We start from the raw sequence: 20,618 nt of genomic DNA, 5'->3' as shown, positions 1-20,618 counted from the left end.
CCTCAAGGCGCGGCGCACAGGCAATGGGCATAGAGGCCGCTAGGGTCGTCGAAGGCGCGAAGCAGGCGGCGCGGTTCGGTGAGCGATACGCCGGGCGGGAGCAGCCCGAGCGATTGTAGGCGTGTTTCGAATTCGTCGCTACGACCCTCGAACAATAGCTTCATGAGCACGTCGCGAGCGGAGAGCGGCGGCAGCAGCCAGCGTGCCGGCGCCTGCGGGATCTTGGCGCGCTCGCGGGCGCGTTCGAGAGCGGAGTCCAACCCGCCGAGGGTGTCGACCAGGCCGAGCTTCTGGGCGGTTTCACCGGTCCAGATACGCCCTTGGGCGATCGGCTCGATTTCGGTTTCCGGGAGCTTGCGCCCCTCGGCGACCACGGCGAGGAAGCGGCGGTAGCCATGGGAAATCCCGGCTTGTATCGCGCGTGCCACGGGTTCGGTCAGAGGCACGCGCGGATCCAAGCCGTTGGCGAAAGGCCCGGTCGTGACGCCATCGGTATTGACGGAGAGCTTGTCGAGTAGCCCCGAAACTTCGGGGAAGAGGGCGAAGACGCCGATCGAGCCGGTGAGGGTGAAGCGGTCGGCGAATATTTCGTCGGCAGCCGAGGCGATCCAGTAGCCGCCGGAGGCGGCCGTGCCGCTCATGGAAACGATCACGGGTTTGCCGGCTTCCTTGACGCGCAGCACGGCACGGCGGATGCGTTCGGCGGCGAAGGCGCTGCCGCCGGGGGTGTCGAGGCGCAGCACCACGGCCTTGACGGAGTCGTCATCGGCGGCGTCGTCGAGCCGGTCGACGATGCTGTCGGCCGAGGCAAACCCATCGCGCGGCGGACCATCGACGAGGGTGCCTTGGATGGGCAGGATGGCCACCACGGGGGTCGTGGCCGAGGGCAGGGGCGGCGTCGTGGCACGTAGATAGTCGTCGAACGCGACGTCTCTGGCTGGGTCGCCTTCGCGCCCATACTGTTCGAGGAGCCCGGCGTACCAGTCTTCGTAGCTCTTGCGCTGATCGATCAGCCGTTCGGCCTGGGCGGCTTTGGCCGCATCCCCTTCGTGTGCGGCGAGCACCTCGTCGTAGCGCTCGCTGTAGCGGCGCAGCACGGCAGGCGCGAGCGAGCGATCCTGGGCGAGGTCGTCGAGCAGGCGCTGCCAGATGCCGCCGATCAGGTCCTGGGTGACGTCGCGCTCTTCGGGCGACATGTCGTTGCGCGTGAAGGGTTCGACGAAGGATTTGTGCTTGCCCACGCGGAACGCATGCACCCGAACCCCGATGCGGTCGAGGGCGTCGCGGTAGTAGTTTTGGGTGACGGCTACACCCGGCAAGAGCACCAAGCCCTCGGGATCGAGCGTGACCTCCTGCGCCGCAGCGGCGAGATAGTAGGCTTTTTGCGGCAGTAGGTCGCCGTAGGCGTGTACCGGTTTGCCTGCTTGGCGTAGTCGGGCGATCGCCGTGCGCAGCTCTTCGATCTGGGCGAGCGAGGCGTTGCCCAGACGGCTGAGATCGAGCGCCACTGCGAGCACGCGGCCGTCGGTGCGGGCGCGATCAAGGGCATCGAGCGCGTCGCGCAAAACGATGGGGCCTTTCCCAGATTCGAGTGAGCGCAGCGAGCGCAGGCCCTCGGGCAGGGGGGGCTGTTCCACGAGGTCGCCGTCGAGCGCGAGCGTGAGCACGAAGCGCGGCGGCAGTTTGAGCGCCGGTTCCCAGTGGCTGAGGAAAAAGGCTGCGAGGAAAGCGAGAACCACGAGGCCAATGGCGAGGCGCCCGAGCAGCTCGACGAGGCGCAAGGGCAGCAGGATCAACCAGCGCAGCGCTCGCCACAGGGCACGCAGGGGGCGAAAGTTCATGAATGGGCTCCTGGAGGCAAGAGAGATTCAGGGCAAAGGCTCATGTCGTTTCCGCGCGGCGGCGATAGACGAAATCCCACACGCCGTGTCCCAGGGCGCGGCCACGGCGCTCGAACTTGGTCTCGGGGCGCCAGGATGGCCGTTCGGTGGGGTCGGGATGGATCGATTCCAGACGGGGTTCGGCCGAGAGCACTTCCTGCATCCATTCGGCGTAGTCCTGCCAGTCGGTGGCGCAGTGCAGGTAGCCGCCGGGGGTGAGCCGTTCGGCGGCCAGCGCGACGAAACCGGGCTGGACGATGCGGCGCTTGTGGTGGCGCTTCTTCGGCCACGGATCGGGGAAGAAGAGGTGGATGCCGGCGAGCGTGCCGGGGGCGATCATGTGCTCGAGCACTTCGAGTGCGTCGTGCTGGATGACGCGCAGGTTGGTGAGCCCCTGGGTCTCGATGAGGTTGAGGAGATTTCCCACGCCGGGGCCGTGCACCTCGACGGCGAGGAAATTGGTGCCGGGATTGGCCGCAGCGATCTTGGCCGTGGTCTCACCCATCCCCGAGCCGATTTCGAGCACGAGGGGGGCGCTGCGGCCGAAGACGCTCGGCGCGTCGAGGGGCTCGGGGCGATAAGGGAGGCCCCAGCGCGGCAGCAGGGTGTCGAGGGCGCGGCGCTGCGCTTCCGTGAGTCGCCCCTGGCGCAGCACGAAGGTGCGGATGCTGCGGGTGGATAGATGCCCGCGTTCCGTGTCGAGTGCCTCCGTCATGGCGTGGGCCTGCCGATGACACCGGTGAGCGGCGAGCTCGGGTCGGCGGAGTAAAACTTGCGCGGCATGCGCCCGGCGCGGTAGGCTCCGCGCCCCGATTCGACTGCCAGGCGCATGGCACGCGCCATGCGTATCGGATCGCGGGCCTGGGCGATGGCGGTGTTGGTGAGCACGCCGTCGCAGCCCAGTTCCATGGCGATCGCCGCATCGGAGGCCGTGCCCACGCCCGCGTCGACGATCACCGGCACGCGGATGCGCTCGAGGATGAGGCGCAGGTTCCAGGGATTGAGGATGCCCATGCCCGAGCCGATGAGCGAGGCGAGCGGCATGATGGCCACGCAGCCCATTTCTTCGAGCAGCTGTGCCTGGATGGGGTCGTCGGAGCAATACACCATGACCTCGAACCCCTCGGCCACGAGTCGCTCGGCGGCCTTGAGCGTTTCGGGCATGTTGGGATAGAGCGTTTCGGCATCGCCCAGCACTTCGAGTTTGACCAGGGTGTGGCCATCGAGGAGCTCACGCGCGAGCCGCAGCGTGCGCACGGCTTCTTCGGCCGTGTAACAGCCGGCGGTGTTGGGCAGAAGCGTGAATCGCTCGGGCGGGAGGTAGTCGAGCAGGTTGGGTTCGTCCGGGTTCTGGCCGAGATTGATGCGGCGGATCGCCACGGTGACGATCTCGGCGCCGGAAGCCTCGATCGCCGCGCGCGTCTGGGTGAAGTCGCGGTATTTTCCGGTGCCTACCAGCAGTCGGGAGCGGAAGCGGCGGGCGCCGAGCGTGAGGAAGTCGGTATCGTCGGGTTCGGTCATGATGGTCGGGGAGAGGAGATTCAGCCGCCGCCCACGGCGACCACGACTTCGATCGCGTCGCCTTCGGCGATGGCGGTCTGGGCATACAGGCTGCGGGGGACGATCTCGCCGTTGCGCTCGACGGCGACGCGCTTGCCTGCCCAGCCGCGTTCGCGCAGCAGGTCGGCAAGGGTCGTGCCGGCGGGCAGCATGAGGAGCTCGCCATTCACGCGGCAGGTGAGGGTTTGGGGGATTTCGTCAGGCATGGTGAAAAGTGTAGCACGACGCGTGCCCTTGCGCCGATTGCCCGCGCTCGGCTATAATTCGCCGGCTGCGCGGGTGTAGTTCAATGGTAGAACATCAGCTTCCCAAGCTGAGAACGTGGGTTCGATTCCCATCACCCGCTCCAGGAATTTCGGCAAACCCGGCTCTGGCCGGGTTTTTGCGTCTACGGGGCGAGTTCCCGGTAGGTGCCGCCAAAGAAGACGAGGGGCTCGCGGGCGAAGGCGGCGTGGTGGCATACTTCGGCCAGGAACAGCAGGTGGTCGCCGCCGTCGTGGCGTATCGCGTTGCGGCATTCGAAGTGGGCGCAGGCCCCGACGAGCAGGGGCGAGCCGAACGGTCCGGGAAACCATTCCACGCCGGCGAAACGGTCTTGCGCCGGGCCGGCGAAGCGGTCCGACAGCGCGCGCTGCCCGGCGGAGAGGAGCGAAATGCCGAAGTGGGACGCTGCCTCGAACCACGGCAGCAGGCTCAGGCGCCGCGCCAGGCTGAAGACGACGAGCGGCGGCTCGAGCGAGACCGAGTTGAACGAATTGATGGTCAGACCCATAGGTGCCCCGTCGGGCGCGCGCGTGGTCAGCACGGCGATGCCCGTGGCGAACTGGCCCAAGGTGTGGCGCAGCTGCCGCGCATCCAGACCGGAGGGCGGAGAAACGGTCGTGGTCGAATCCATCTTGGTGAACCTCTTGTCCGGCATGTGCCGGGTGCATGATGCCGAAACGAGAATGTATCGCAGAAACGATGACTGGCCAAGAGATTCCTTTCCTTCCTGAAAATTCCCACACCGACGGCCTTGCCGCGACGTTCGCCGCCCGCCTGGTCGACTGGCAGCGGCGCTGTGGCCGGCACGACTTGCCCTGGCAGGGCGATGACCCCTACCGGGTGTGGCTCTCCGAAGTGATGCTGCAGCAGACGCAAGTGCGGACGGTGCTACCGTATTTCGCCCGCTTCGTGACGCGTTTCCCCTCGGTGGAGGCCTTGGCGGTGGCGCCGCTCGACGAGGTGCTGGCGCTGTGGAGCGGGCTCGGCTACTACGCCCGCGCGCGCCACCTGCACGCGGCCGCCCGTCTGTGGGTGGCGCGCTGGCCGGGCACCTGCCCTCAGGGGGCGCAGGAATGGGCCCAGTTGCCGGGCGTGGGGCGCTCGACGGCGGCGGCGATCGCGGCGTTCGTGCAGCGCGAGCGGGTGCCGATCCTCGATGGCAACGTGCAGCGCGTGCTGTGCCGCCTCTTCGCCGTGGAAGAAGATCCGCGCGCGGCGGCCACGGCGCGCCGTCTGTGGGATGCGGCCCATGCCCTGCTGCCGCGCGACCCCGACGACATGCCTGCCTACACCCAGGGCATGATGGACCTGGGGGCGCTGGTGTGCACCCGGACGCGGCCGCGGTGCGACCTGTGCCCGGTGGCCGAACTCTGCGCCGCGCACCGTTTGGGCATCGCGGCGCAGCTGCCGAGAAAACGGGCACGCGCGCCGGTGCCGGAGCAGGACTTGCGTTGGGGCTGGTACGAGGAGGACGGCGCGGTCTGGCTCGTGCGCCGCGCGCCGCAGGGCATTTGGGGCGGTTTGTGGTGCCTGCCGCCAGCGGACGAGGCGCCGCCGGGCCGCTGGCGCGCCGCCGGGGAGATCGCGCGGCTCACCCATCGGCTGACGCATTTCACCCTCAACATCACGGTGACGCGCTACCTGCCTGAAACCCTGCGGGCAGCGGAACCTGCCGCGGCATGGGGAGAAGAGGCGCGTTGCCTCACGCCGCACGAGGCGCTGGCGCTGGGCGTGCCGCAACCGCTGCGGCGGCTGCTAGCGCAGGCGGTGGATGTTCCGATCGAACACGCCAAGGGGAACATGCGTCGCCTCGGCGTGGCCAAAGGTAAATTCGAGGTCTCGGAGCGCATCGACGACCACGACGAGGACGTCGCGCGTCTGTTCAGAGGAAAGGAAAAACCATAACGCGCGGCGGTAGGATTGCGTTCCTCGTGCTATATGTATTGCACAAGCAAAGGAACCGATCATGTTCGCCATCCGTCTGCCGGAAAAAAGCAGACTCGACGAGCTCGCGCGAGCCACAGGGCCTACGCTTGGGTATTTGGGAAATAGCGCGATGCGGTCTATCGCCACTGAGTCCATTCCAAGGAACACTCGATGAACGCATCCGATCCGGCGTTTCTCTGCCTTTCCCCCGCGGCGTTCCGGCAGCGCCATGCCGGTGTGCCTATTCGCTATGGGTTGATCGGCTCGCCGTTCGGCGCGCTCCTGCTCGCGCTCACGCCGGAAGGGGTGTGTCGCGCCGAGTTTCTGGAAGAGGGCGAGGCGCCGCAGGCGCGGTGGGAGGCGTGGTGCGCGCGCTGGCCGTGGAGCGTGTGGGCGCCGCTTGCCGCGGATGAAGGCGCGGCGCTGGAGGCGCGCTTTCTCGCGCGGGACCTGCCGGTGGTGGTGGAGGGCACGCCTTTTCGCGGGTTGATCTGGCGTGCGCTGCGGCAGACCGAGGCGGGGCAACCCCTCTCTTACGGGATGCTGGCCGAGCGGCTGGGGCGGCCGCAGCTGGCGCGCGCCGTGGGGCAGGCGCTGGGGGCCAATCCCGTGGCCTGGCTCATCCCTTGCCATCGCGTGCTCGATGCCCGTGGCAGCCTGCGGGGGTTTCGGTGGGGGCTCGCGCGCAAGCGAGCGATGCTCGAGTGGGAGGAGAAGAGTGCCTGAACCCCAATCAGGCTATCTCGGCCTGGCCCCTTTTCTGCGCGCGAGCCTGGGGGACGGCGATCTGGCGGCGCTCGCCCGGCAGTGGCTCGATCGGGCCGGGCGGGAGGATACGGCGGCGGCGTGGATGAACCTCGCCACGGCGCTCTTGTGTCTGGGGCAGACGACGACTGCGCTCGCGGCCCAGCGCGAGGCGCTCGCGCGCGCCCGTACTTATGCCCTGCCAGGGCCGGGCGGGTCGGCGCCGCGGCTGCTGCTGCTGGCGATGCCGGGCCCGCTGTCGGCGAATACGCCGCTCGACTGCCTGCTCGAGGGGCAGGGACTGCAGTTGCTGGTGCATTTCGTCGATCCCTCGGCGCCATTGGCCGAGGCTCTGCCCGAGCACGATGCGCTGATGCTGACGATGGGGGTGAGCGAGGCGGCGCTGCCGGTGCTCGCGGCGCTGCAGGAGCGGCTCGCCGCCTGGCCGCGTCCGGTGATCAATCCGCCGGCGGCGATCGTGCGCACGGAGCGCGCGCGGCTCAGCCGTCTGCTCGCGGACGCACCCGGCGTGCTCATGCCGCCCACCCGGCGCGTGCCGCGCGCGATTTTGGAGGCGGCCGCGGCCGGAGCTTGGCCGCAAGGGCTGGAGGCGCCGCCTTTTCTGCTGCGTCCGCCCGATTCGCAGGGCGGGCATGGTCTGGCGCGCATCGATACGGGCAAGGCGCTTGCCGCCTATCTGGCGGCGCAGCCGGAGGAGGAGTTCTTTCTCACGCGCTACGTCGATTATGCCGGGCCGGACGGGCGCTTTCGCAAGATTCGCGTGGCTTTGGTCGGAGGACGGGTTTTTCCGGTGCACCTGGCGGTGTCGGAGCACTGGATGGTGCATTACGTCAATGCCGGCATGTACGGCGATGCCGCCAAGCGGGCGCAGGAGGCGGCGTTCTTTCGCACGTTTGCCGAATTCGCCCACCGGCACGCGCCGGCGTTCTCGGCGCTCTCCGAACGGCTGGGGCTCGATTATTGCTGCGTGGATCTGGCCGAGACGGCCGACGGGCGGTTGCTGATCTTCGAGGCCGATCCGGCGATGGTGGCGCACGCGATGGAGCCGGGGGCGGAATTCGCCTACCGGCGCGAGGGGATCGCACCGCTGCGCGAAGCGTTTGTTGCTTGGGTGCGCGGCCGGCTGGAGGAGAGGGCATGACGCTGTCGGCGAATGCGCGCAATTTCTCCGGCGGGCCGGGGGCGTTGCCCGAAACGGTGCTGCTGCAGCTCAAGGAGGCGATGATCGCCGTGCCGGAGGTGGGGCTGTCGGTGCTGGGCATCAGCCATCGTTCAGATTGGTTCGCGGCGGTGGTGGCGGAAGTGGAGGCGCGCCTCGAGGCGTTGCTCGCGCTGCCGCCGGATTTTCATGTCCTGCTGCTGCAGGGCGGCGGCACGCTGCAGTTTGCCATGGTGCCGCTCGCGCTCGCGCGGGGCGCCGACGTGCCGGCCGAGTATCTGCACACGGGGTATTGGAGCGGCAAGGCGATCGCCGAGGCGAGGAAGGTCGCGCCGGTGCGGGTGGTGTGGAGCGGCGAGGCGGAGGGGTTTCGTCGGCTGCCGGACGACGACGAACTCGTCTTCGATCCGCGCGCGCCCTATCTGCACGTGGTGACCAACGAGACGGTGGAGGGGTTGCAGTTCCACCGCCTGGTGGGGCTCGAGGAGGTGCCGCGGGTGGCCGACATGTCGTCGGATTTTCTTTCGCGTCCGTTCGATGCCGGGCGCTACGCGCTCATCTATGCCCATGCGCAGAAGAATCTCGGCCCGGCGGGGGTGACGGTGGTGCTGGTGCGCGAGGCGGTGCTGGAGCGCGCGCCGGAGGGCTTGCCGGCCATGCTGGACTACCGCGCGCAGGCGCAAGCGCATTCGATCCTCAACACGCCGCCGGTGTTTGCCATCTATGCCGTGCTGCTGGTGCTGCGCTGGCTCATGGACGAGATCGGCGGGCTCGAGGCGATGGCGGCGATCAACCGCGCCAAGGCCGAGCGGCTCTACGGCGTGCTCGATGCAAGCGACGGCTTCTACCGTCCGCGGGCGCGGCGCGAGGATCGTTCGCTCATGAACGTGGTCTTCGACCTGCCGAGCGAAGCGCTGCGCGCGGCTTTTCTCGACGAGGCGAAGCGGGCGGGTTTTTCGGGGCTGGCCGGACATCGTGCGCTGGGCGGCATCCGCGCCTCGCTCTACAACGCGGTGACGCGGGAGGCGGTCGAGGCGCTCGCCGATTTCATGGAGACGTTCCGGCGGCGCCATTAGGGAGACACTGAATACTTGGCTGCGCGGGCGAATCGCTGCGTTGCGCGGTGCCCGCTCCCTCGCCTATCCACTCGATATGTCTCGGTCGCTGCGCTCCGTGTGCCTTGCGCTTCATCCCGCTCGCTCATTTCTTCAGTGTCTCCCTAGCGGGTTCGTCCAGGCGCTCCAGCGATACCCAGCGTCCTTGCTCGATGCGGGTGAGCTCGCCCCCGGTGCGCTGACCGAGATGCTCGGTGGGCGAGAAGCGGTAGCGCGGGCTGCCGAATAGGTCTCCGGGATAATCGAGCCGTTCGAGCGCTTGGGCGATCGCCACCGGCGTGGGTTCGGTCGCCGTGGCGATGGCGCGTACCAGGAGTTCGGCGGCGACGTAGCCCATGGCCGACCAGACGTTGGCTTCCATGCCGTAGCGGTCGCGGTAGGCGTCGAGCCAGGCGAGCAGCTCGGGCGAGGCGCCCTCGCGATAGGGGATGCGGATGGGGTTGGTGACCCCGTAGAGCCCCTCGACGGCGGCCCCGCCCAGGGTGTGCGTCTGATCCGAATAGGCCGAGGCCGAGGTGAGGAAGAGCGGCTTCCAGCCCATCTCGTCGGCGGTGCGCAGGATGGCGACGGTTTCGCGCACCAGCGTGCCCAGTGCCACGAGTTCGCAGCTGGCCTCGCGCAAGCGGGCGATCTGGCCGGTGAAGTCGGTGGCGCCGCGCGCGTGCCGCGCTTCCCGGGTGAGGGGAAGCCCCGTGCGCTCGAGCCCGGCGCGCACGCCCGCGCTCACTTCCTCGCCGAATTCGTCGTCCTGCACCAGCGTGCACACGCGCCGCACCTGGGGGTGACGGCGCAACACGGCGCGCACGGTGGGGTCCATGTAGCTGCGATAGGGCGCGTAGATCTGGAATTTCAGGGGGTGCAGCGGCGCGTAGGTGGCTTCGTGCGGCGAGAAGGGGAAGAGATGCAGCCGCTCGCGGCGCAGGATCTCGGGCATCGTCGCCAGCACCACCGGCGTGCCCAGGTTCGAGAGAAAGGCGATCGCGCCGTCACGCTCGATGAGCTTGCGCGCCGCGAGGATGGCCCGCTTGGGATCGTAGCCGGTGTCCTCGGCCAGCAGTTTCAGCGTGATTCCCGGCAGTTCGCCGCGTGCGTTCGCTTCGGCGAAACGCATCTCCATGCCGTTTTTCACCGGCACACCCAGGAGCGCCGCCGGCCCCGAGAGATCGAGCAGCGCCCCGACGGTGAGCACCCGTTCGGCGCGAACCGGGGTCGTGACCAAGGCAAGGAGCGCGGTGACAAGGACAAGGATGCGCATGATCTTCGCCAAATTTCTTTGAACGTCGTCGATTTTACTACATTTTACGGAAAACTGTGACGAAGACGACGGCCAGTCCCAACACCAGAGGGTTCCAGCCGCCGAGTTCGCCGACGAGCGGGCGCAGGCGATCGGCGAGTTCGGGCAGGGCGACGAAGGCGAGGCTCGCCAGCACGATCCCGGCTGGACGGCGCAGGCCGCCGAGGAAGGCGATGACGAGGAGTTCGAAGGAGAGGGGTAGGCCAAACTGTTCCGGGCTGATGAAACCCAGCGTCTGCGCGTAGGCCGCCCCGCCCAGGCCGCCGCACAGGCCGGCGGCGACGAAGGCGAGCCGGCGCAGACCGCCCACGTCCAAGCCGAGGGCGAGCGCCGCCTCCGGCGCCTGGGCGAGCGCGCGCCAGGCGCGCCCGAGCGTTGCGCGATCGAGCCGATAGAGCAGCAGCACGGCCAGGCCGAGACAGAGCGTGGCGAAGGCGAGCGCGGCGCTCGCCTCGTCGAAGGCGCTCAGCGACGGCGGGGCGACGAAACGGCCGGCGGTGCCGCCGGTGAAGGCGACGGCACGCATCGCCAGCACTTCGGCGATGACGGCGCAAGCCATGCTCGCGAGCGCGAGCGGCAGGCCCGAGAGACGGCGCGCCGGCAGCGCCATGGCGGCCCCGGCCAACGTCCCGGCCGCGGCGGCGGCCACGAGCGCGAGCGGCAGCGACCGAGGGGCGAGGGCGGCCCAGGTGTAGGCGCCGGCGGCCATCGCTGCCCCTTGACCGAGACAGACCTGGCCGGCGCGCCCGTGGACCAGGGCGAGCCCCAGGGCGGCCGTGGCCATGGCGGCCGCGAGGGCGAGCAGATGGGCGAAATAGCGCGCCCCGCCGCTCGATCCGAGCGTACCCACGGCGAGCACGAGGAGGGCCGCGAGCAGCAGCCCGCGCCGGCGCGGAGGCGGAAGAAAACGGCTCATGGCGCCGCCGCGCGCTCCCGCGGCAGGGCGAGCAAGGCGGCGATGAGCACGAGCTGCAGCAAGAGCTCCTTGCCGCCGGGCGGAAGTTGCCAGGCGGCGATCGCCTCGAGCACGCCGAGCCCTACGCCCGCGGCGAGCACCGTGGGGCCCGGTTTCATGCCCCCCAGGACGGCGGCGGGGAAGGCGTTGAGCGCGAGGCTGCCCAGATCGGGATGCACGAAGGTGATCGGGGCGGCGGCAAGCCCCGCCGCCACGGCGAGCGCCGTGCCCACGCCCCAGGCTTGCCGTCGCAGCCGGGCGACGTCGATGCCGAGCCGTTCGGCGGTTACGGCATCCTCGGCGCTCGCGCGCACGCGCCGCCCCCAGGTGGTGCCCCGCAGTAGCAGGGCAAAGGCCGCGGCCACGCCGGCGGCGGCGAGCATCACCGCCCATTGGCGCGCCGCCAGCCCCAGCCAGCGCCCCTCGCCCACCCAGTCGAAGCGATACCAGCCCTGCGTGGCGGCCGGCAGGCTCAGGAGTACGCCGCGCAGTGCGAGCGCCAGGCCGAAGGTGGTGAGCGTCGCCACCCAGGGGGCACGTGTGCGCACCGGTTCGAGGGCGAAGCGCGCCGCCAGCGTTCCGAAGACCTGACCGGCAGCGATCGCGCCGACGGCGGCGAGCGCGAGCGGCGCGCCCATCGCCGCGAGCCCCACCGCCACATAGGCGCCGGCGGCCATCGCCTCGCCTTGCATGAAGGAGAGCACGCCGGTGGCGCGGTAGAGGAAGACGAGGGAGAGCGCCGTCAGGCCGTAGAGGCAGCCTTGAGCGGCGCCGCCGAGCACGACCTCCGGTGCAAGGCTCATGGCCGTCGGCGCGCGGCCTCGACCGCCCGGGCAAAGCGCCGCAGCCCCTCGGCGAGGCGCGAGCGCGGGCAGCCGAGATTCATGCGCACGAATCCGGGGGCGCCAAAGGCCGCGCCATCGGAAAGCCCCAGGCCATGCGCCTCGAAGTGCGCCGCCGCATCCTCGAGCCCCAGGCTGCGCACGTCGATCCACAAGAGATAGGTCGCCTCCGGCTCGGCCACCGGCAAATCCAGCGCCCGGACCGATTCCAGGGCAAGCGCCACGTTGCCGCGCACGTACTCGAGGAGCGCCTCGCGCCAGGCCCAACCATCGCGATAGGCCGCCTCGGCGGCGACCAGTCCAAAGAGATTGGGCGAAGAGGGAATGCGCCCGCGCAGCGCCCGGCGGTAACGCGCACGCAGCGCCTCGCCCGGAATCACGGCGAAGGCGCATTGCAGCGCCGGAACGTTCCAGGTCTTGGAAGGGGCGAAAAGGGTGACCGTGCGCGCGGCCACCTCGGGGGCCAGCGTGGCGATGGGGCGATGGCGCCGCTCGCGCGTGAGTACCAGCCCGGCGTGGATGTCGTCGCTCACCAGGATCGCGTCGTGGGCGAGCGCGAGTTCCGCCAGCCAGGCCAATTCTTTGTCGTCCCACAGCCGCCCCGTGGGGTTGTGCGGGTGGCAGAGAAGCAAGGCGCCGACGTCGCCCGGGGCGAAAGCCGCCGCCATCGCCGCCTCGTCGTGCACCCAGCGCCCCTTGACGCATACCAGATCGACCGCGCGCAGGCGCTTGCCGACGTTGGCCGGCGCGGCGAGAAAAGGGGGATAGACCGGGGTGTGCGTGACGATGGTCTCGCCCGGCGCGATGGCGCAGCCGAAGTGGAACCCCGGGATCACCCCCGGCAGCCACACGAGCCAGGCGGGGTCGATCGCCCAGCCATGATCCCGCTCGATCCCGGCACACACAACCTCCACGAGCGAAGGCCAAGGGTCGGTGTAGCCATAGACCGGGTGTTCCAGCCGCTGCGCCAGGGCTTGGCGGATCTCGGGGGCGACGGCGAAATCCATGTCGGCCACCCACATGGGGATGACGTCACGGCCCGCATAGCGCTCCCATTTCTCACCGGGGACGAGGGTGCGGTCGGGGGCGGAGTCGAAGTCGTAGGCCGCTTGTCGGCCAGCAGATGGCCCCGTATAGTATGCAAAACCTTGCATCATGGAATGCGATTTTTCGATGGATGCCTCGAATAGTAACGCGGATGGCAGACGGAAGGAACCGGACTCGGTTCTACTGGTGGTGGTGTTGTCCTTGTTGCTGGGGCTACAGCCGCTGACCACGGATCTCTATCTGCCGGCTTTACCCGAGCTGACGGTTCAGCTTGGCGCGAGCTTGGCCGAAGGCCAGCAGACCCTGGCAGCGCTGTTGCTCGCTTTCGGTGTGTCGCAACCCCTATGGGGGGCTTTGTCCGACCGCTTCGGACGCAAGTCGGTGCTGGCGACAGGGCTTGCGCTCTACGTCATGAGCGCCCTGGGGGGCGTCCTCGCTACCAGCATAGGGCAGCTGCTGCTGTGGCGTATCGTCCAGGGCGTGGCTTTGGGGGCTTCAGTAATGACGGCGCGTGCCATCGTTCGCGACGTCTATGAAACGCTCGCGGCCGCCCTGGCCATGAGCAAGGCTTTGTCCGGCCTCGGGGTGTTGGCTTGTCTCGGACCTCCCTTGGGCGGTTTGCTCACTTGGGCGCTCGGCTGGCGCGCCGCCCTGGGGGTGTTGGTCGTCATCGGCGTGCTCACTTTGGCCGTGGTGCTATGGGGGTTGCGCGAGACCCTTCCCCGACCCAATGCCGAGGCGCTGCGCTGGCGTCGTTTCGCCTTTACCTGGCGCGAGATTGGCGCCCACCCCGATTTCTGGTACTTCACCTTGCTCTCCAGTGCGTCCTATGGGGGCGTGTTCACCTTTCTCGCCACTTCGTCCTACGTGCTGATCGACCGCTATGGGCTGACCCCGCAGGATTGCGGCTGGGTATTGTGCTCTACGGCCGCCGCTTTCCTATTAGGCACTTTGCTTTGCCGCCGCCTATTGCGTACCTTGGGCATTGCGCGTACGGTGGCTTTCGGGGCGTCCGCGAGTGTGCTCGGAGCCGTGGGCATGGTGACATTCTCGGGGGTCGATCATTGGTGGGCCGTCGTTCTGCCCTTTTATCCTTATATGCTCGCGCACGGCATCCACATGCCTTGCGGCCAGAGTGGCGCGGTTTCTCCTTTTCCTCACGCAGCCGGTTCGGCCTCGGCCTTGGCGGGCTTCGTGATGATGCTGTGCGTCTTCCTTACCGGTTTGGCGCTGGGAGCAAGCACCTTGACGCCGCGCGCTTCCATGACGGTAGCGATCAGCCTGTGGGCTTTGCTGTTGGCGGTACTGGGTGTGGTCTCATGGCGTCGCAGTACGAAGGTGTCGGCTCAAAACTCCGGCTGATACACCGCCACGTCCAATCCGCGCGCAGCGAGCGCCCGGCCGTGCCACTGGCTCAGCAGGCCGCGGTCGCAGTAGAGCAGATAGCGCCGCGCTTCGGGTAGCACGGCTTCGCGCAGGGCGAAGAAGGGAATCACCAGGTCGGCTTCGGGTAGCGGCGCTTCGTCGGCGAGCTCGGGGGGGCGGATGTCGATGAGGAGCTCGCCGGGGGCTTTGCGTGTCACGACAGGCAGCGCCTCGCCGGCCTCGGGGGGCGTGGCGAGCGCCTCGATCTTCCAGGTCTTGCGCGCGGCGAGCGCCCGATCGAGCACCGTGAAGTCGAAATTCTGCTCCAGCTCGGCGAGTCGCTCGAAGGAGCCGTGGATCACCGGCCGCCTGGAGATGACGGCGCAGTGTTCCGGCAGATGTTCGGCAAAAGAGCGCGTGCCGATGCGCTCGGCCCAGGCGATGATCTCGTTCTTGTGCAGCGCCACCACCGGGCGTACCACCAGCTTGTCGGTGGCCCGGTCGATGAGGGCGAGATTTCTCAGCGTCTGGCTCGAGACCTGGGCGAGGCTCTCGCCGGTCACCAGCGCGTCGAGCCCGAGCTCGTCGGCCAGGCGAGAGGCGGCCATCAGCATCAGGCGCTTGAGCATCACCCCCATGTAGCCTTCGCGCACGTCGGAGAGCAGCCGCTCGATCACCTCGCCGAAGGGCACGGAGACGAAGAGCACCGGATGCGAGCGGGCGTAGCGTTGCCACAGGTAGTGGCACACCTGCTGCACGGCCGCCTCGTGCTCGGCTCCGCCCAGGTCGAAGAAGACGAAGTGCGTCTTGATTCCTCGGCGTAGCATGAGAAAGGCGGCCACGCTCGAATCGAACCCGCCGGAGACGAGGGCGAGCGCCTCGCCCTGGGCACCGAGCGGAAAACCGCCCAACCCTTTCTCGCGCCCTTCGACGAGCTCGAGCACGTCGCCCGAGAGTTCGATCGCCACCGTCACCTCGGGGTGCGTGAGATCGACCTTGGCCCCCGGTGCGGCAGCGAGGAGCGCGGCGCCCGCCGCGCGTTCGAGTTCGAGCGAGGTGAAGGCATGGCGCCCCTTGCGCTTGGCGCGCACGGCGAAAGTCTTTCCGGCCACCCAAGGCGCGGCGATCTCGGCCACGGCCTGGGCCACGGCCTGCGGCGAGACTTCGGGCAAAGGGAGCTCACGCACGCGCAAGACGAGATCGATGCCGGGGGTGTCGCACAGGCGCTGCTGCAGCCGCCCGCCGTCCTCGTCGGCCACTTCGACTTCGATCTTGTCCCAGAATCGACGCACACGGCAGGCAATGCCGTCTTTCTCGGCCAGACGCCGCACGTTGTCGGCGAGGATCTTGGTCATCGTCTTGCGCACCGAGGTGCTCTTGATGATGATCTCGGGGGAGAGCTTGAGGAGGAAACGCATGCCGGGATGGTCGGGAAAAGGGAATCGGCGATTCTAGCAGCGCCCGACGAGGACCGAGCCGCTTTCGCGTACACTAAACCTTTTTCGGTAGGGGTGAAGGATGAAGGTGCTGGTGACCGGCGCGGCCGGCTATATCGGCTCGCACACCTGTGTGGAACTCCTGGCGGCGGGCCACGAGGTGGTGGCGCTCGACAATTTCTCCAACAGCCACCCCGAGGCGCTCGTGCGCGTGGCCGAACTGGCCGGGCGTGCGCCGACGGTGATCGAGGCCGACGTGCGCGACCGCGACACGCTCGTGCGCGTGCTCGAGCGGCACGGCTGCACGGCGGTGATCCACTTCGCCGGCTTGAAGGCCGTGGGCGAATCGGTGGCGCAGCCGCTCGCCTATTACGACAACAACGTGCTCGGTACCCTGCGGCTGCTGGAGGCGATGCAGGCGTGCGGCGTGAAGACCCTCGTCTTCAGCTCCTCGGCCACGGTCTATGGCGAGCCGCAGCGCCTGCCGCTCACCGAAGACCATCCCTTGAGCGCTACCAACCCGTACGGCCGCACCAAGCTGGTGGTCGAAGAGATGCTGCGCGACCTCTTCCGCGCCCAGCCCGACTGGCGCATCGCCCTGTTGCGCTATTTCAACCCCGTGGGCGCGCACCCTTCCGGGCGCATCGGCGAGGACCCGGGCGGCGTGCCCAACAACCTCATGCCCTACGTGGCCCAAGTGGCGGTGGGGCGGCTGCCGAAACTGCGCGTTTTCGGCAACGACTATCCCACGCCCGACGGCACGGGGGTGCGCGACTACCTACACGTGGTGGATCTGGCGCTGGGGCATCTGGCGGCGCTGCGCACGCTTGCCGCCGAGTCGCCGCAATGCCTGGCGGTGAACCTCGGCACGGGCCGGGGCCATAGCGTGCTCGAACTCGTGCGCGCTTTCGAGCAGGCGAGCGGACGCGCGATCCCCTTCGAGATCGCCCCGCGCCGCCCCGGCGACGTCGCCGCGTGCTGGGCCGATCCGAGCCTCGCTGCCGAGCGCCTCGGCTGGCGTGCCACGCGTGGGATCGAGGAGATGTGCCGCGACGCCTGGCGCTGGCAGCAGGCCAATCCGCAGGGCTATGCGAAGACCGAAGGATAAAGGGATTCATATGGCAAGTCTTTGATGTTTTATATAAAACGCATGACGTGCGGGGTAGAATCGCACGTTCTCCCTTCCCTTTTCATGGATCATGAGCGCGAACGATCGTATCCTCGATGCTCAGCTGCGCGGCAAGATCATGTCGGCCGACGAGGCCGCAGCCCTGATTCCTTCCGGCGTGAACGTCGGCATGAGCGGCTTCACCGGCGCCGGCTACCCCAAAGTGGTGCCCGCGGCGCTGGCCAAGCGCATCCTCGACGCGAACCTGCGCGGACAGCGTTTCAAGATCAGCGTGTGGACCGGCGCTTCCACCGCCCCCGAGCTCGACGGGGCGCTGGCCATGGTCGACGGCATCGAAATGCGCCTGCCCTACCAGTCCGACCCCACCTGCCGCAAGCGCATCAACGCCGGCGAGATGGAGTACATCGACATACACCTCTCGCACGTGGCGCAATTCGTCTGGGGCGGGTTCCTCGGCAAGCTCGACATCGCCGTGGTCGAGGTGGCGGGCATCACCGAAGACGGCCTGCTGATTCCTTCATCCTCGGTGGGCAACAACAAGACCTGGCTCGATCTGGCCGACAAGATCATCCTCGAGGTCAATGCCTGGCAAAACCCCGAGCTCGAGGGCATGCACGACATCTACTACGGCACGGCCCTGCCGCCGCACCGCAAGCCCATTCCCATCCTGAAGTCGGCCGATCGCATCGGCATCCCCTACTACCGCGTCGACCTCGACAAAGTGATCGCGGTGGTGGAGACCAACCATCCCGACCGCAACACCCCCTTCTCCCCACCCGACGAGAATTCGCGTCGCATCGCCGGCCACATCCTCGAATTCCTACAGCACGAAGTGAAAAAAGGGCGTCTGCCGGAGAACCTCCTGCCGCTGCAATCGGGCGTGGGCAACGTCGCCAACGCCGTGATGGCGGGGCTGCGCGACGGCCCCTTCGAGAATCTCACCGCCTACACCGAGGTGCTGCAAGACGGCATGCTCGAGTTGATCCGCTGCGGCAAGCTCACCTGCGCCTCGGCCACGTCCTTCTCGCTCAGCCCGGACGCGCTCACCGCGCTCAACGCCAACCTGAAAGACTTCAAGAACAAGATCCTGCTGCGGCCGCAGGAAATCTCGAATCACCCCGAGGTCATCCGGCGCCTGGGCGTCATCGCCATGAACGGGCTGATCGAGGCCGACATCTACGGCAACGTCAACTCGACCCACATCATGGGCACCTCGATCATGAACGGCATCGGCGGCTCGGGCGACTTCGCGCGCAACGCCTTCATCTCGATCTTCATGACGCCCTCGAGCGCCAAGGGCGGCACCATCTCCTGCATCGTGCCCATGGTCTCGCACGTGGATCACACGGAGCACGACGTGCAGGTGATCGTCACCGAACAGGGCTTGGCCGATCTGCGCGGCCTCTCCCCCAAGCAGCGCGCCCGCGTCATCATCGAGAATTGCGCCCATCCCAACTTCAAGCCGGCGCTGCGTGAATACTTCGAGCGGGCGCTGCGCTACTCGCCGGGCAAGCACACGCCGCACCTGCTCGACGAGGCGTTCACCTTCCTGCCCAACTGGATGGCGAACAAGGCCGCGCGCGAAGCCTGGCGCGACGATTCGCTGGTACAGGCCGACGCCTGGCGCAAGTGAGAATCGTCCCGGTGGCACGGGTCACCGGGAGCCTGTTCGTCACCGCGGAAAAGCGTTTTCCGGCCGTACGATCCGCAACCGCGGGGCGATGCGGCGGTGGCGCGCGAGGCGCAGGAGCGCTTTGTCTCGTGTGATTAAAAGCGGCGCGTAGGCGAGCGCGCAGACGAGGAATTTCTGGTCGTCGGGATCGCGGCAGTGGGCCGGAGCTTCCAGCTCGGGGAGGGGCAGTTCGCGACGCAACGCCCCATAGGCGGCGCGGGCTGCCGCTGCGCGCCGGGTGTCGAATTCGGGGCGCTCGAGCACGCAGTCCCATTCGGCGCGCATCGGCGGCGTGGCAACCGGCACGAGGCGGCCGGCGGCGAGCGCTGTGGCCAGCCCGGCGAGCGCCGGGTCGGCGAAGTACCACAGCGCCAGTGCCACGTTGGTGTCGAGCACCACCGCCGTCTCGCTGACGGCGGTGGTGGCGATTTCGTCGATCAGACGCGCACCTTCACGTAAGAACCAGGGGCATCCTCGATCACGGGGAGTTTCCCGTTGGCCGGGTCGCGCGCCGGCACGCGCGTGTCGTCCTGCGCCACCAGCCATTCGTTCCAGCTGGGCCACCACGAACCCGGATGGTGTTCGGCGCCACGCAGCCATTCGTCCGGATCCTCCGGCAGAGGCGAGATGGGATTGGTCCAGTGACCGTATTTGTTTCCCGAGGGGGGGTTGACGATGCCGGCGATGTGCCCCGAGCCGCCGAGCACGAAACGCACTGGGGCTCCGGTGAAACGTCGGGCCCCTTTGTAGGTGGTGCGCCAGGGCGCAATGTGATCCTCGAGGGTCGAGACGAAGTGGCAGGGATGTTTGATCTTGCCCAGGTCGATCGGGGTGCCGAGGATTTCGATGCCGCCCGGTTCGACGAGCTTGTTCTCGACGTACATCTTGCGCAGATAGAAGCTGTGCATTGCGGCCGGCATGCGGGTGGAGTCGGAGTTCCAGTACAGCAGGTCGAAGGGGAAGGGCTCTTTGCCGAGCAGGTAGTTGTTGACCACGAAGGACCAGATGAGATCGTTGTCGCGCAGCATGTTGAAGGTGGTGGCCATCTCCGAGCCTTCGAGGTAGCCGCGCTCCTGCATTTTCTTCTCCAGCGCCGCCACGGTCTCGGGGGTGGTAAAGACCCCCAGCTCGCCGGGTTCGGAGAAGTCGGTGAGGGTGGCGAGGAAAGTCGTGGAGGCCATGCGTTTCTGTCGCTTGGCGGCGAGATAGGCGGCGGTCGTGGCCAGCAAGGTGCCACCGAGGCAGTAGCCGACCACGTTGGTTTGCCGCTCGTCGGTTTGCTGTTCGATCGCATCGAGCGCTGCGAGCACGCCTTTGGCGACGTAGTCGTCGAAAGTGGCGTTGGCGAGCCGCGCGTCGGGGTTGACCCAGGAGATGATGAACACCGTGTGCCCTTGTTCGACACACCATTTGACGAAGGAATTCTCCGAACGTAGATCGAGGATGTAGTACTTGTTGATCCACGGGGGGACGATCAACATCGGCCGCTTGTAGACCGTCTCGGTGGTGGGGGTGTATTGGATGAGCTGCATGAGCTCGGTTTGATACACCACCTTGCCCGGCGTGGTGGCGATGTTCTTGCCCAGTTCGAAGGCGGAGGTGTCGGTCATGCGGATGCGCAGCTGCCCGCCGCCTTCTTCGAGGTCGCGCAGGAGATTCTTCAACCCCCGGATGAGGTTTTGACCGTGGGTGCGCAGGGTTTCGCGGAAGACCTCGGGGTTGGTGAGGGCGAAATTCGACGGCGAGAGCGCATCGATGAAATAGCGGGTGAAGAATTCGATGCGTTTTTTCGTGCGCTCGTCCACCCCTTTGATGTCGGCGATGACTTCATGGATGCGGCGCGCGGCGATGAGGTAGGACTGTTTGATGTAGTCGAAGAGGAAGTGCTCTTCCCAGTCCGGGTCTTTGAAGCGGCGGTCACCCTTTTCTGGCTCGACCACCGGCGGCGCCTTCATGCCCATGAGTTTGAGCATGGAGCGCTGCCACAGGGTGAAGTAGTCCCACATCAGGTTCATTTGCGTCTGGGCGAGGCGGTAGGGGTTCGCGAGCAGACGCGCCATCATCTCCATGTAGGTCTGAGCGATGCCGACGTCGTCACTGGGTGGCTGGATCCCTTCTTTGAGTTGCTTGCGCATGGTCTCGCCCAGTAGCCGTGCGGCACGCTCGGCTACTTCGGCATAGATTTTCGCCATCTCCTGGGGGTCCGGCA

At 67.8% G+C, this 20,618-nt stretch carries 19 protein-coding genes and 1 tRNA gene; 8 read left to right on the top strand and 12 right to left on the bottom strand.

The genetic code is table 11. The features are described 5' to 3' along the window. Positions 1–2 precede the first annotated feature (2 nt). The 4 genes from sppA to thiS are packed head-to-tail and all read right to left on the bottom strand — an operon-like array spanning position 3 to position 3,646. Entirely contained in the window at positions 3–1,841 is a 1,839-nt protein-coding gene (gene sppA, locus EPD80_RS06290; RefSeq protein ID WP_142810349.1) for a signal peptide peptidase SppA, read from the bottom strand. A gap of 40 nt (positions 1,842–1,881) precedes the next feature. After that, positions 1,882–2,595, bottom strand: coding sequence for a tRNA (guanosine(46)-N7)-methyltransferase TrmB (gene trmB, locus EPD80_RS06285; protein ID WP_142810347.1), 714 nt, complete (start codon positions 2,593–2,595; stop codon positions 1,882–1,884). Next, a complete protein-coding gene (locus tag EPD80_RS06280; protein ID WP_142810345.1) occupies positions 2,592–3,401 on the bottom strand; it encodes a thiazole synthase in 810 nt (269 codons plus the stop codon). The genes trmB and EPD80_RS06280 overlap by 4 nt, the downstream gene beginning before the upstream one ends. A 20-nt stretch (positions 3,402–3,421) precedes the next feature. After that, complete coding sequence (gene thiS / locus EPD80_RS06275) at positions 3,422–3,646, bottom strand: sulfur carrier protein ThiS (RefSeq protein ID WP_142810343.1); 225 nt, start codon at positions 3,644–3,646, stop codon at positions 3,422–3,424. Positions 3,647–3,715: 69 nt separating this feature from the next. Here thiS and EPD80_RS06270 point away from each other — a divergent pair. Next, positions 3,716–3,789: transfer RNA gene (locus EPD80_RS06270), tRNA-Gly, on the top strand. Positions 3,790–3,828: 39 nt separating this feature from the next. On the opposite strand, the gene EPD80_RS06265 is transcribed toward EPD80_RS06270, so the two are convergent. Further along, on the bottom strand, positions 3,829–4,335 hold the full coding sequence (locus tag EPD80_RS06265) for a flavin reductase family protein (protein ID WP_142810341.1): 507 nt from the start codon (positions 4,333–4,335) through the stop codon (positions 3,829–3,831). 68 nt (positions 4,336–4,403) lie between these two features. Here EPD80_RS06265 and mutY point away from each other — a divergent pair, with 68 nt between their 5' ends. From mutY to EPD80_RS06245, 4 genes are all read left to right on the top strand, one after another. Further along, a complete protein-coding gene (gene mutY, locus EPD80_RS06260; RefSeq protein ID WP_142810339.1) occupies positions 4,404–5,609 on the top strand; it encodes an A/G-specific adenine glycosylase in 1,206 nt (401 codons plus the stop codon). Between the two features lie 192 nt (positions 5,610–5,801). Continuing rightward, the gene (locus EPD80_RS06255; RefSeq protein ID WP_142810336.1) at positions 5,802–6,356 is read left to right on the top strand and encodes a methylated-DNA--[protein]-cysteine S-methyltransferase; all 555 of its coding nucleotides are present in this window, start codon (positions 5,802–5,804) and stop codon (positions 6,354–6,356) included. Further along, positions 6,349–7,536, top strand: a complete 1,188-nt coding sequence (locus tag EPD80_RS06250; protein WP_142810333.1) for an ATP-grasp domain-containing protein — start codon at positions 6,349–6,351, stop codon at positions 7,534–7,536. The genes EPD80_RS06255 and EPD80_RS06250 overlap by 8 nt, the downstream gene beginning before the upstream one ends. Further along, on the top strand, positions 7,533–8,630 hold the full coding sequence (locus tag EPD80_RS06245; RefSeq protein WP_142810331.1) for a phosphoserine transaminase: 1,098 nt from the start codon (positions 7,533–7,535) through the stop codon (positions 8,628–8,630). Before EPD80_RS06250 ends, EPD80_RS06245 begins: the two co-directional genes overlap by 4 nt. Before the next feature lie 124 nt (positions 8,631–8,754). On the opposite strand, the gene EPD80_RS06240 is transcribed toward EPD80_RS06245, so the two are convergent. The 4 genes from EPD80_RS06240 to EPD80_RS06225 are packed head-to-tail and all read right to left on the bottom strand — an operon-like array spanning position 8,755 to position 12,917. Beyond that, positions 8,755–9,924 (bottom strand): ABC transporter substrate-binding protein, encoded by a 1,170-nt coding sequence (locus EPD80_RS06240; RefSeq protein WP_142810329.1) that lies wholly within the window; start codon positions 9,922–9,924, stop codon positions 8,755–8,757. Between the two features lie 37 nt (positions 9,925–9,961). Further along, entirely contained in the window at positions 9,962–10,879 is a 918-nt protein-coding gene (locus EPD80_RS06235; protein WP_142810327.1) for a branched-chain amino acid ABC transporter permease, read from the bottom strand. Further along, a complete protein-coding gene (locus EPD80_RS06230; protein WP_142810325.1) occupies positions 10,876–11,721 on the bottom strand; it encodes a branched-chain amino acid ABC transporter permease in 846 nt (281 codons plus the stop codon). Before EPD80_RS06230 ends, EPD80_RS06235 begins: the two co-directional genes overlap by 4 nt. Continuing rightward, a complete protein-coding gene (locus tag EPD80_RS06225) occupies positions 11,718–12,917 on the bottom strand; it encodes a MalY/PatB family protein (protein WP_221928884.1) in 1,200 nt (399 codons plus the stop codon). The genes EPD80_RS06230 and EPD80_RS06225 overlap by 4 nt, the downstream gene beginning before the upstream one ends. 76 nt (positions 12,918–12,993) lie before the next feature. On the opposite strand from EPD80_RS06225, the gene EPD80_RS06220 reads away from it, so the two are divergent. Next, on the top strand, positions 12,994–14,169 hold the full coding sequence (locus tag EPD80_RS06220) for a Bcr/CflA family efflux MFS transporter (protein ID WP_185957726.1): 1,176 nt from the start codon (positions 12,994–12,996) through the stop codon (positions 14,167–14,169). Here EPD80_RS06220 and thiI read toward each other — a convergent pair. Continuing rightward, the gene (thiI, locus tag EPD80_RS06215; protein ID WP_142810321.1) at positions 14,154–15,590 is read right to left on the bottom strand and encodes a tRNA uracil 4-sulfurtransferase ThiI; all 1,437 of its coding nucleotides are present in this window, start codon (positions 15,588–15,590) and stop codon (positions 14,154–14,156) included. The genes EPD80_RS06220 and thiI overlap by 16 nt on opposite strands. Positions 15,591–15,690: 100 nt before the next feature. Between thiI and galE the strand changes: the two genes are divergently transcribed. Beyond that, the gene (gene galE, locus EPD80_RS06210; RefSeq protein ID WP_142810319.1) at positions 15,691–16,716 is read left to right on the top strand and encodes a UDP-glucose 4-epimerase GalE; all 1,026 of its coding nucleotides are present in this window, start codon (positions 15,691–15,693) and stop codon (positions 16,714–16,716) included. A gap of 91 nt (positions 16,717–16,807) precedes the next feature. Beyond that, complete coding sequence (locus EPD80_RS06205) at positions 16,808–18,370, top strand: acetyl-CoA hydrolase/transferase family protein (RefSeq protein ID WP_142810317.1); 1,563 nt, start codon at positions 16,808–16,810, stop codon at positions 18,368–18,370. Positions 18,371–18,409: 39 nt separating this feature from the next. Here the strand turns inward: EPD80_RS06205 and EPD80_RS06200 are convergent, their stop codons facing one another. Further along, positions 18,410–18,805 carry a PIN domain-containing protein gene (locus EPD80_RS06200; protein WP_221928883.1) on the bottom strand — a complete coding sequence of 132 codons (396 nt, stop codon included), beginning with the start codon at positions 18,803–18,805 and terminating at the stop codon, positions 18,410–18,412. 41 nt (positions 18,806–18,846) lie between these two features. Then, positions 18,847–20,601 (bottom strand): class I poly(R)-hydroxyalkanoic acid synthase, encoded by a 1,755-nt coding sequence (gene phaC / locus EPD80_RS06195; protein ID WP_221928882.1) that lies wholly within the window; start codon positions 20,599–20,601, stop codon positions 18,847–18,849. Between the last annotated feature and the right edge of the window lie 17 nt (positions 20,602–20,618).

This window comes from Tepidiphilus olei, from assembly GCF_006980705.1.
Lineage (GTDB): Bacteria > Pseudomonadota > Gammaproteobacteria > Burkholderiales > Rhodocyclaceae > Tepidiphilus > Tepidiphilus olei.
The sequence above is the reverse complement of the archived record's forward strand: the minus strand, read 5'-3'. Positions and strand labels throughout refer to the sequence as shown.

Excerpts from the sequence above, each read along its gene's own strand:
- thiI (WP_142810321.1), bottom strand. The coding sequence starts at position 15,590 with ATGCGTTTCCTCCTCAAGCTCTCCCCCGAGATCATCATCAAGAGCACC.
- EPD80_RS06265 (WP_142810341.1), bottom strand. The coding sequence starts at position 4,335 with ATGGATTCGACCACGACCGTTTCTCCGCCCTCCGGTCTGGATGCGCGG.
- mutY (WP_142810339.1), top strand. The coding sequence starts at position 4,404 with ATGACTGGCCAAGAGATTCCTTTCCTTCCTGAAAATTCCCACACCGAC.
- EPD80_RS06240 (WP_142810329.1), bottom strand. The coding sequence starts at position 9,924 with ATGCGCATCCTTGTCCTTGTCACCGCGCTCCTTGCCTTGGTCACGACC.
- EPD80_RS06230 (WP_142810325.1), bottom strand. The coding sequence starts at position 11,721 with ATGAGCCTTGCACCGGAGGTCGTGCTCGGCGGCGCCGCTCAAGGCTGC.
- phaC (WP_221928882.1), bottom strand. The coding sequence starts at position 20,601 with ATGGCGAAAATCTATGCCGAAGTAGCCGAGCGTGCCGCACGGCTACTG.
- galE (WP_142810319.1), top strand. The coding sequence starts at position 15,691 with ATGAAGGTGCTGGTGACCGGCGCGGCCGGCTATATCGGCTCGCACACC.
- EPD80_RS06235 (WP_142810327.1), bottom strand. The coding sequence starts at position 10,879 with ATGAGCCGTTTTCTTCCGCCTCCGCGCCGGCGCGGGCTGCTGCTCGCG.
- EPD80_RS06280 (WP_142810345.1), bottom strand. The coding sequence starts at position 3,401 with ATGACCGAACCCGACGATACCGACTTCCTCACGCTCGGCGCCCGCCGC.
- EPD80_RS06225 (WP_221928884.1), bottom strand. The coding sequence starts at position 12,917 with ATGATGCAAGGTTTTGCATACTATACGGGGCCATCTGCTGGCCGACAA.
- sppA (WP_142810349.1), bottom strand. The coding sequence starts at position 1,841 with ATGAACTTTCGCCCCCTGCGTGCCCTGTGGCGAGCGCTGCGCTGGTTG.
- thiS (WP_142810343.1), bottom strand. The coding sequence starts at position 3,646 with ATGCCTGACGAAATCCCCCAAACCCTCACCTGCCGCGTGAATGGCGAG.
- EPD80_RS06205 (WP_142810317.1), top strand. The coding sequence starts at position 16,808 with ATGAGCGCGAACGATCGTATCCTCGATGCTCAGCTGCGCGGCAAGATC.
- EPD80_RS06255 (WP_142810336.1), top strand. The coding sequence starts at position 5,802 with ATGAACGCATCCGATCCGGCGTTTCTCTGCCTTTCCCCCGCGGCGTTC.
- EPD80_RS06245 (WP_142810331.1), top strand. The coding sequence starts at position 7,533 with ATGACGCTGTCGGCGAATGCGCGCAATTTCTCCGGCGGGCCGGGGGCG.
- trmB (WP_142810347.1), bottom strand. The coding sequence starts at position 2,595 with ATGACGGAGGCACTCGACACGGAACGCGGGCATCTATCCACCCGCAGC.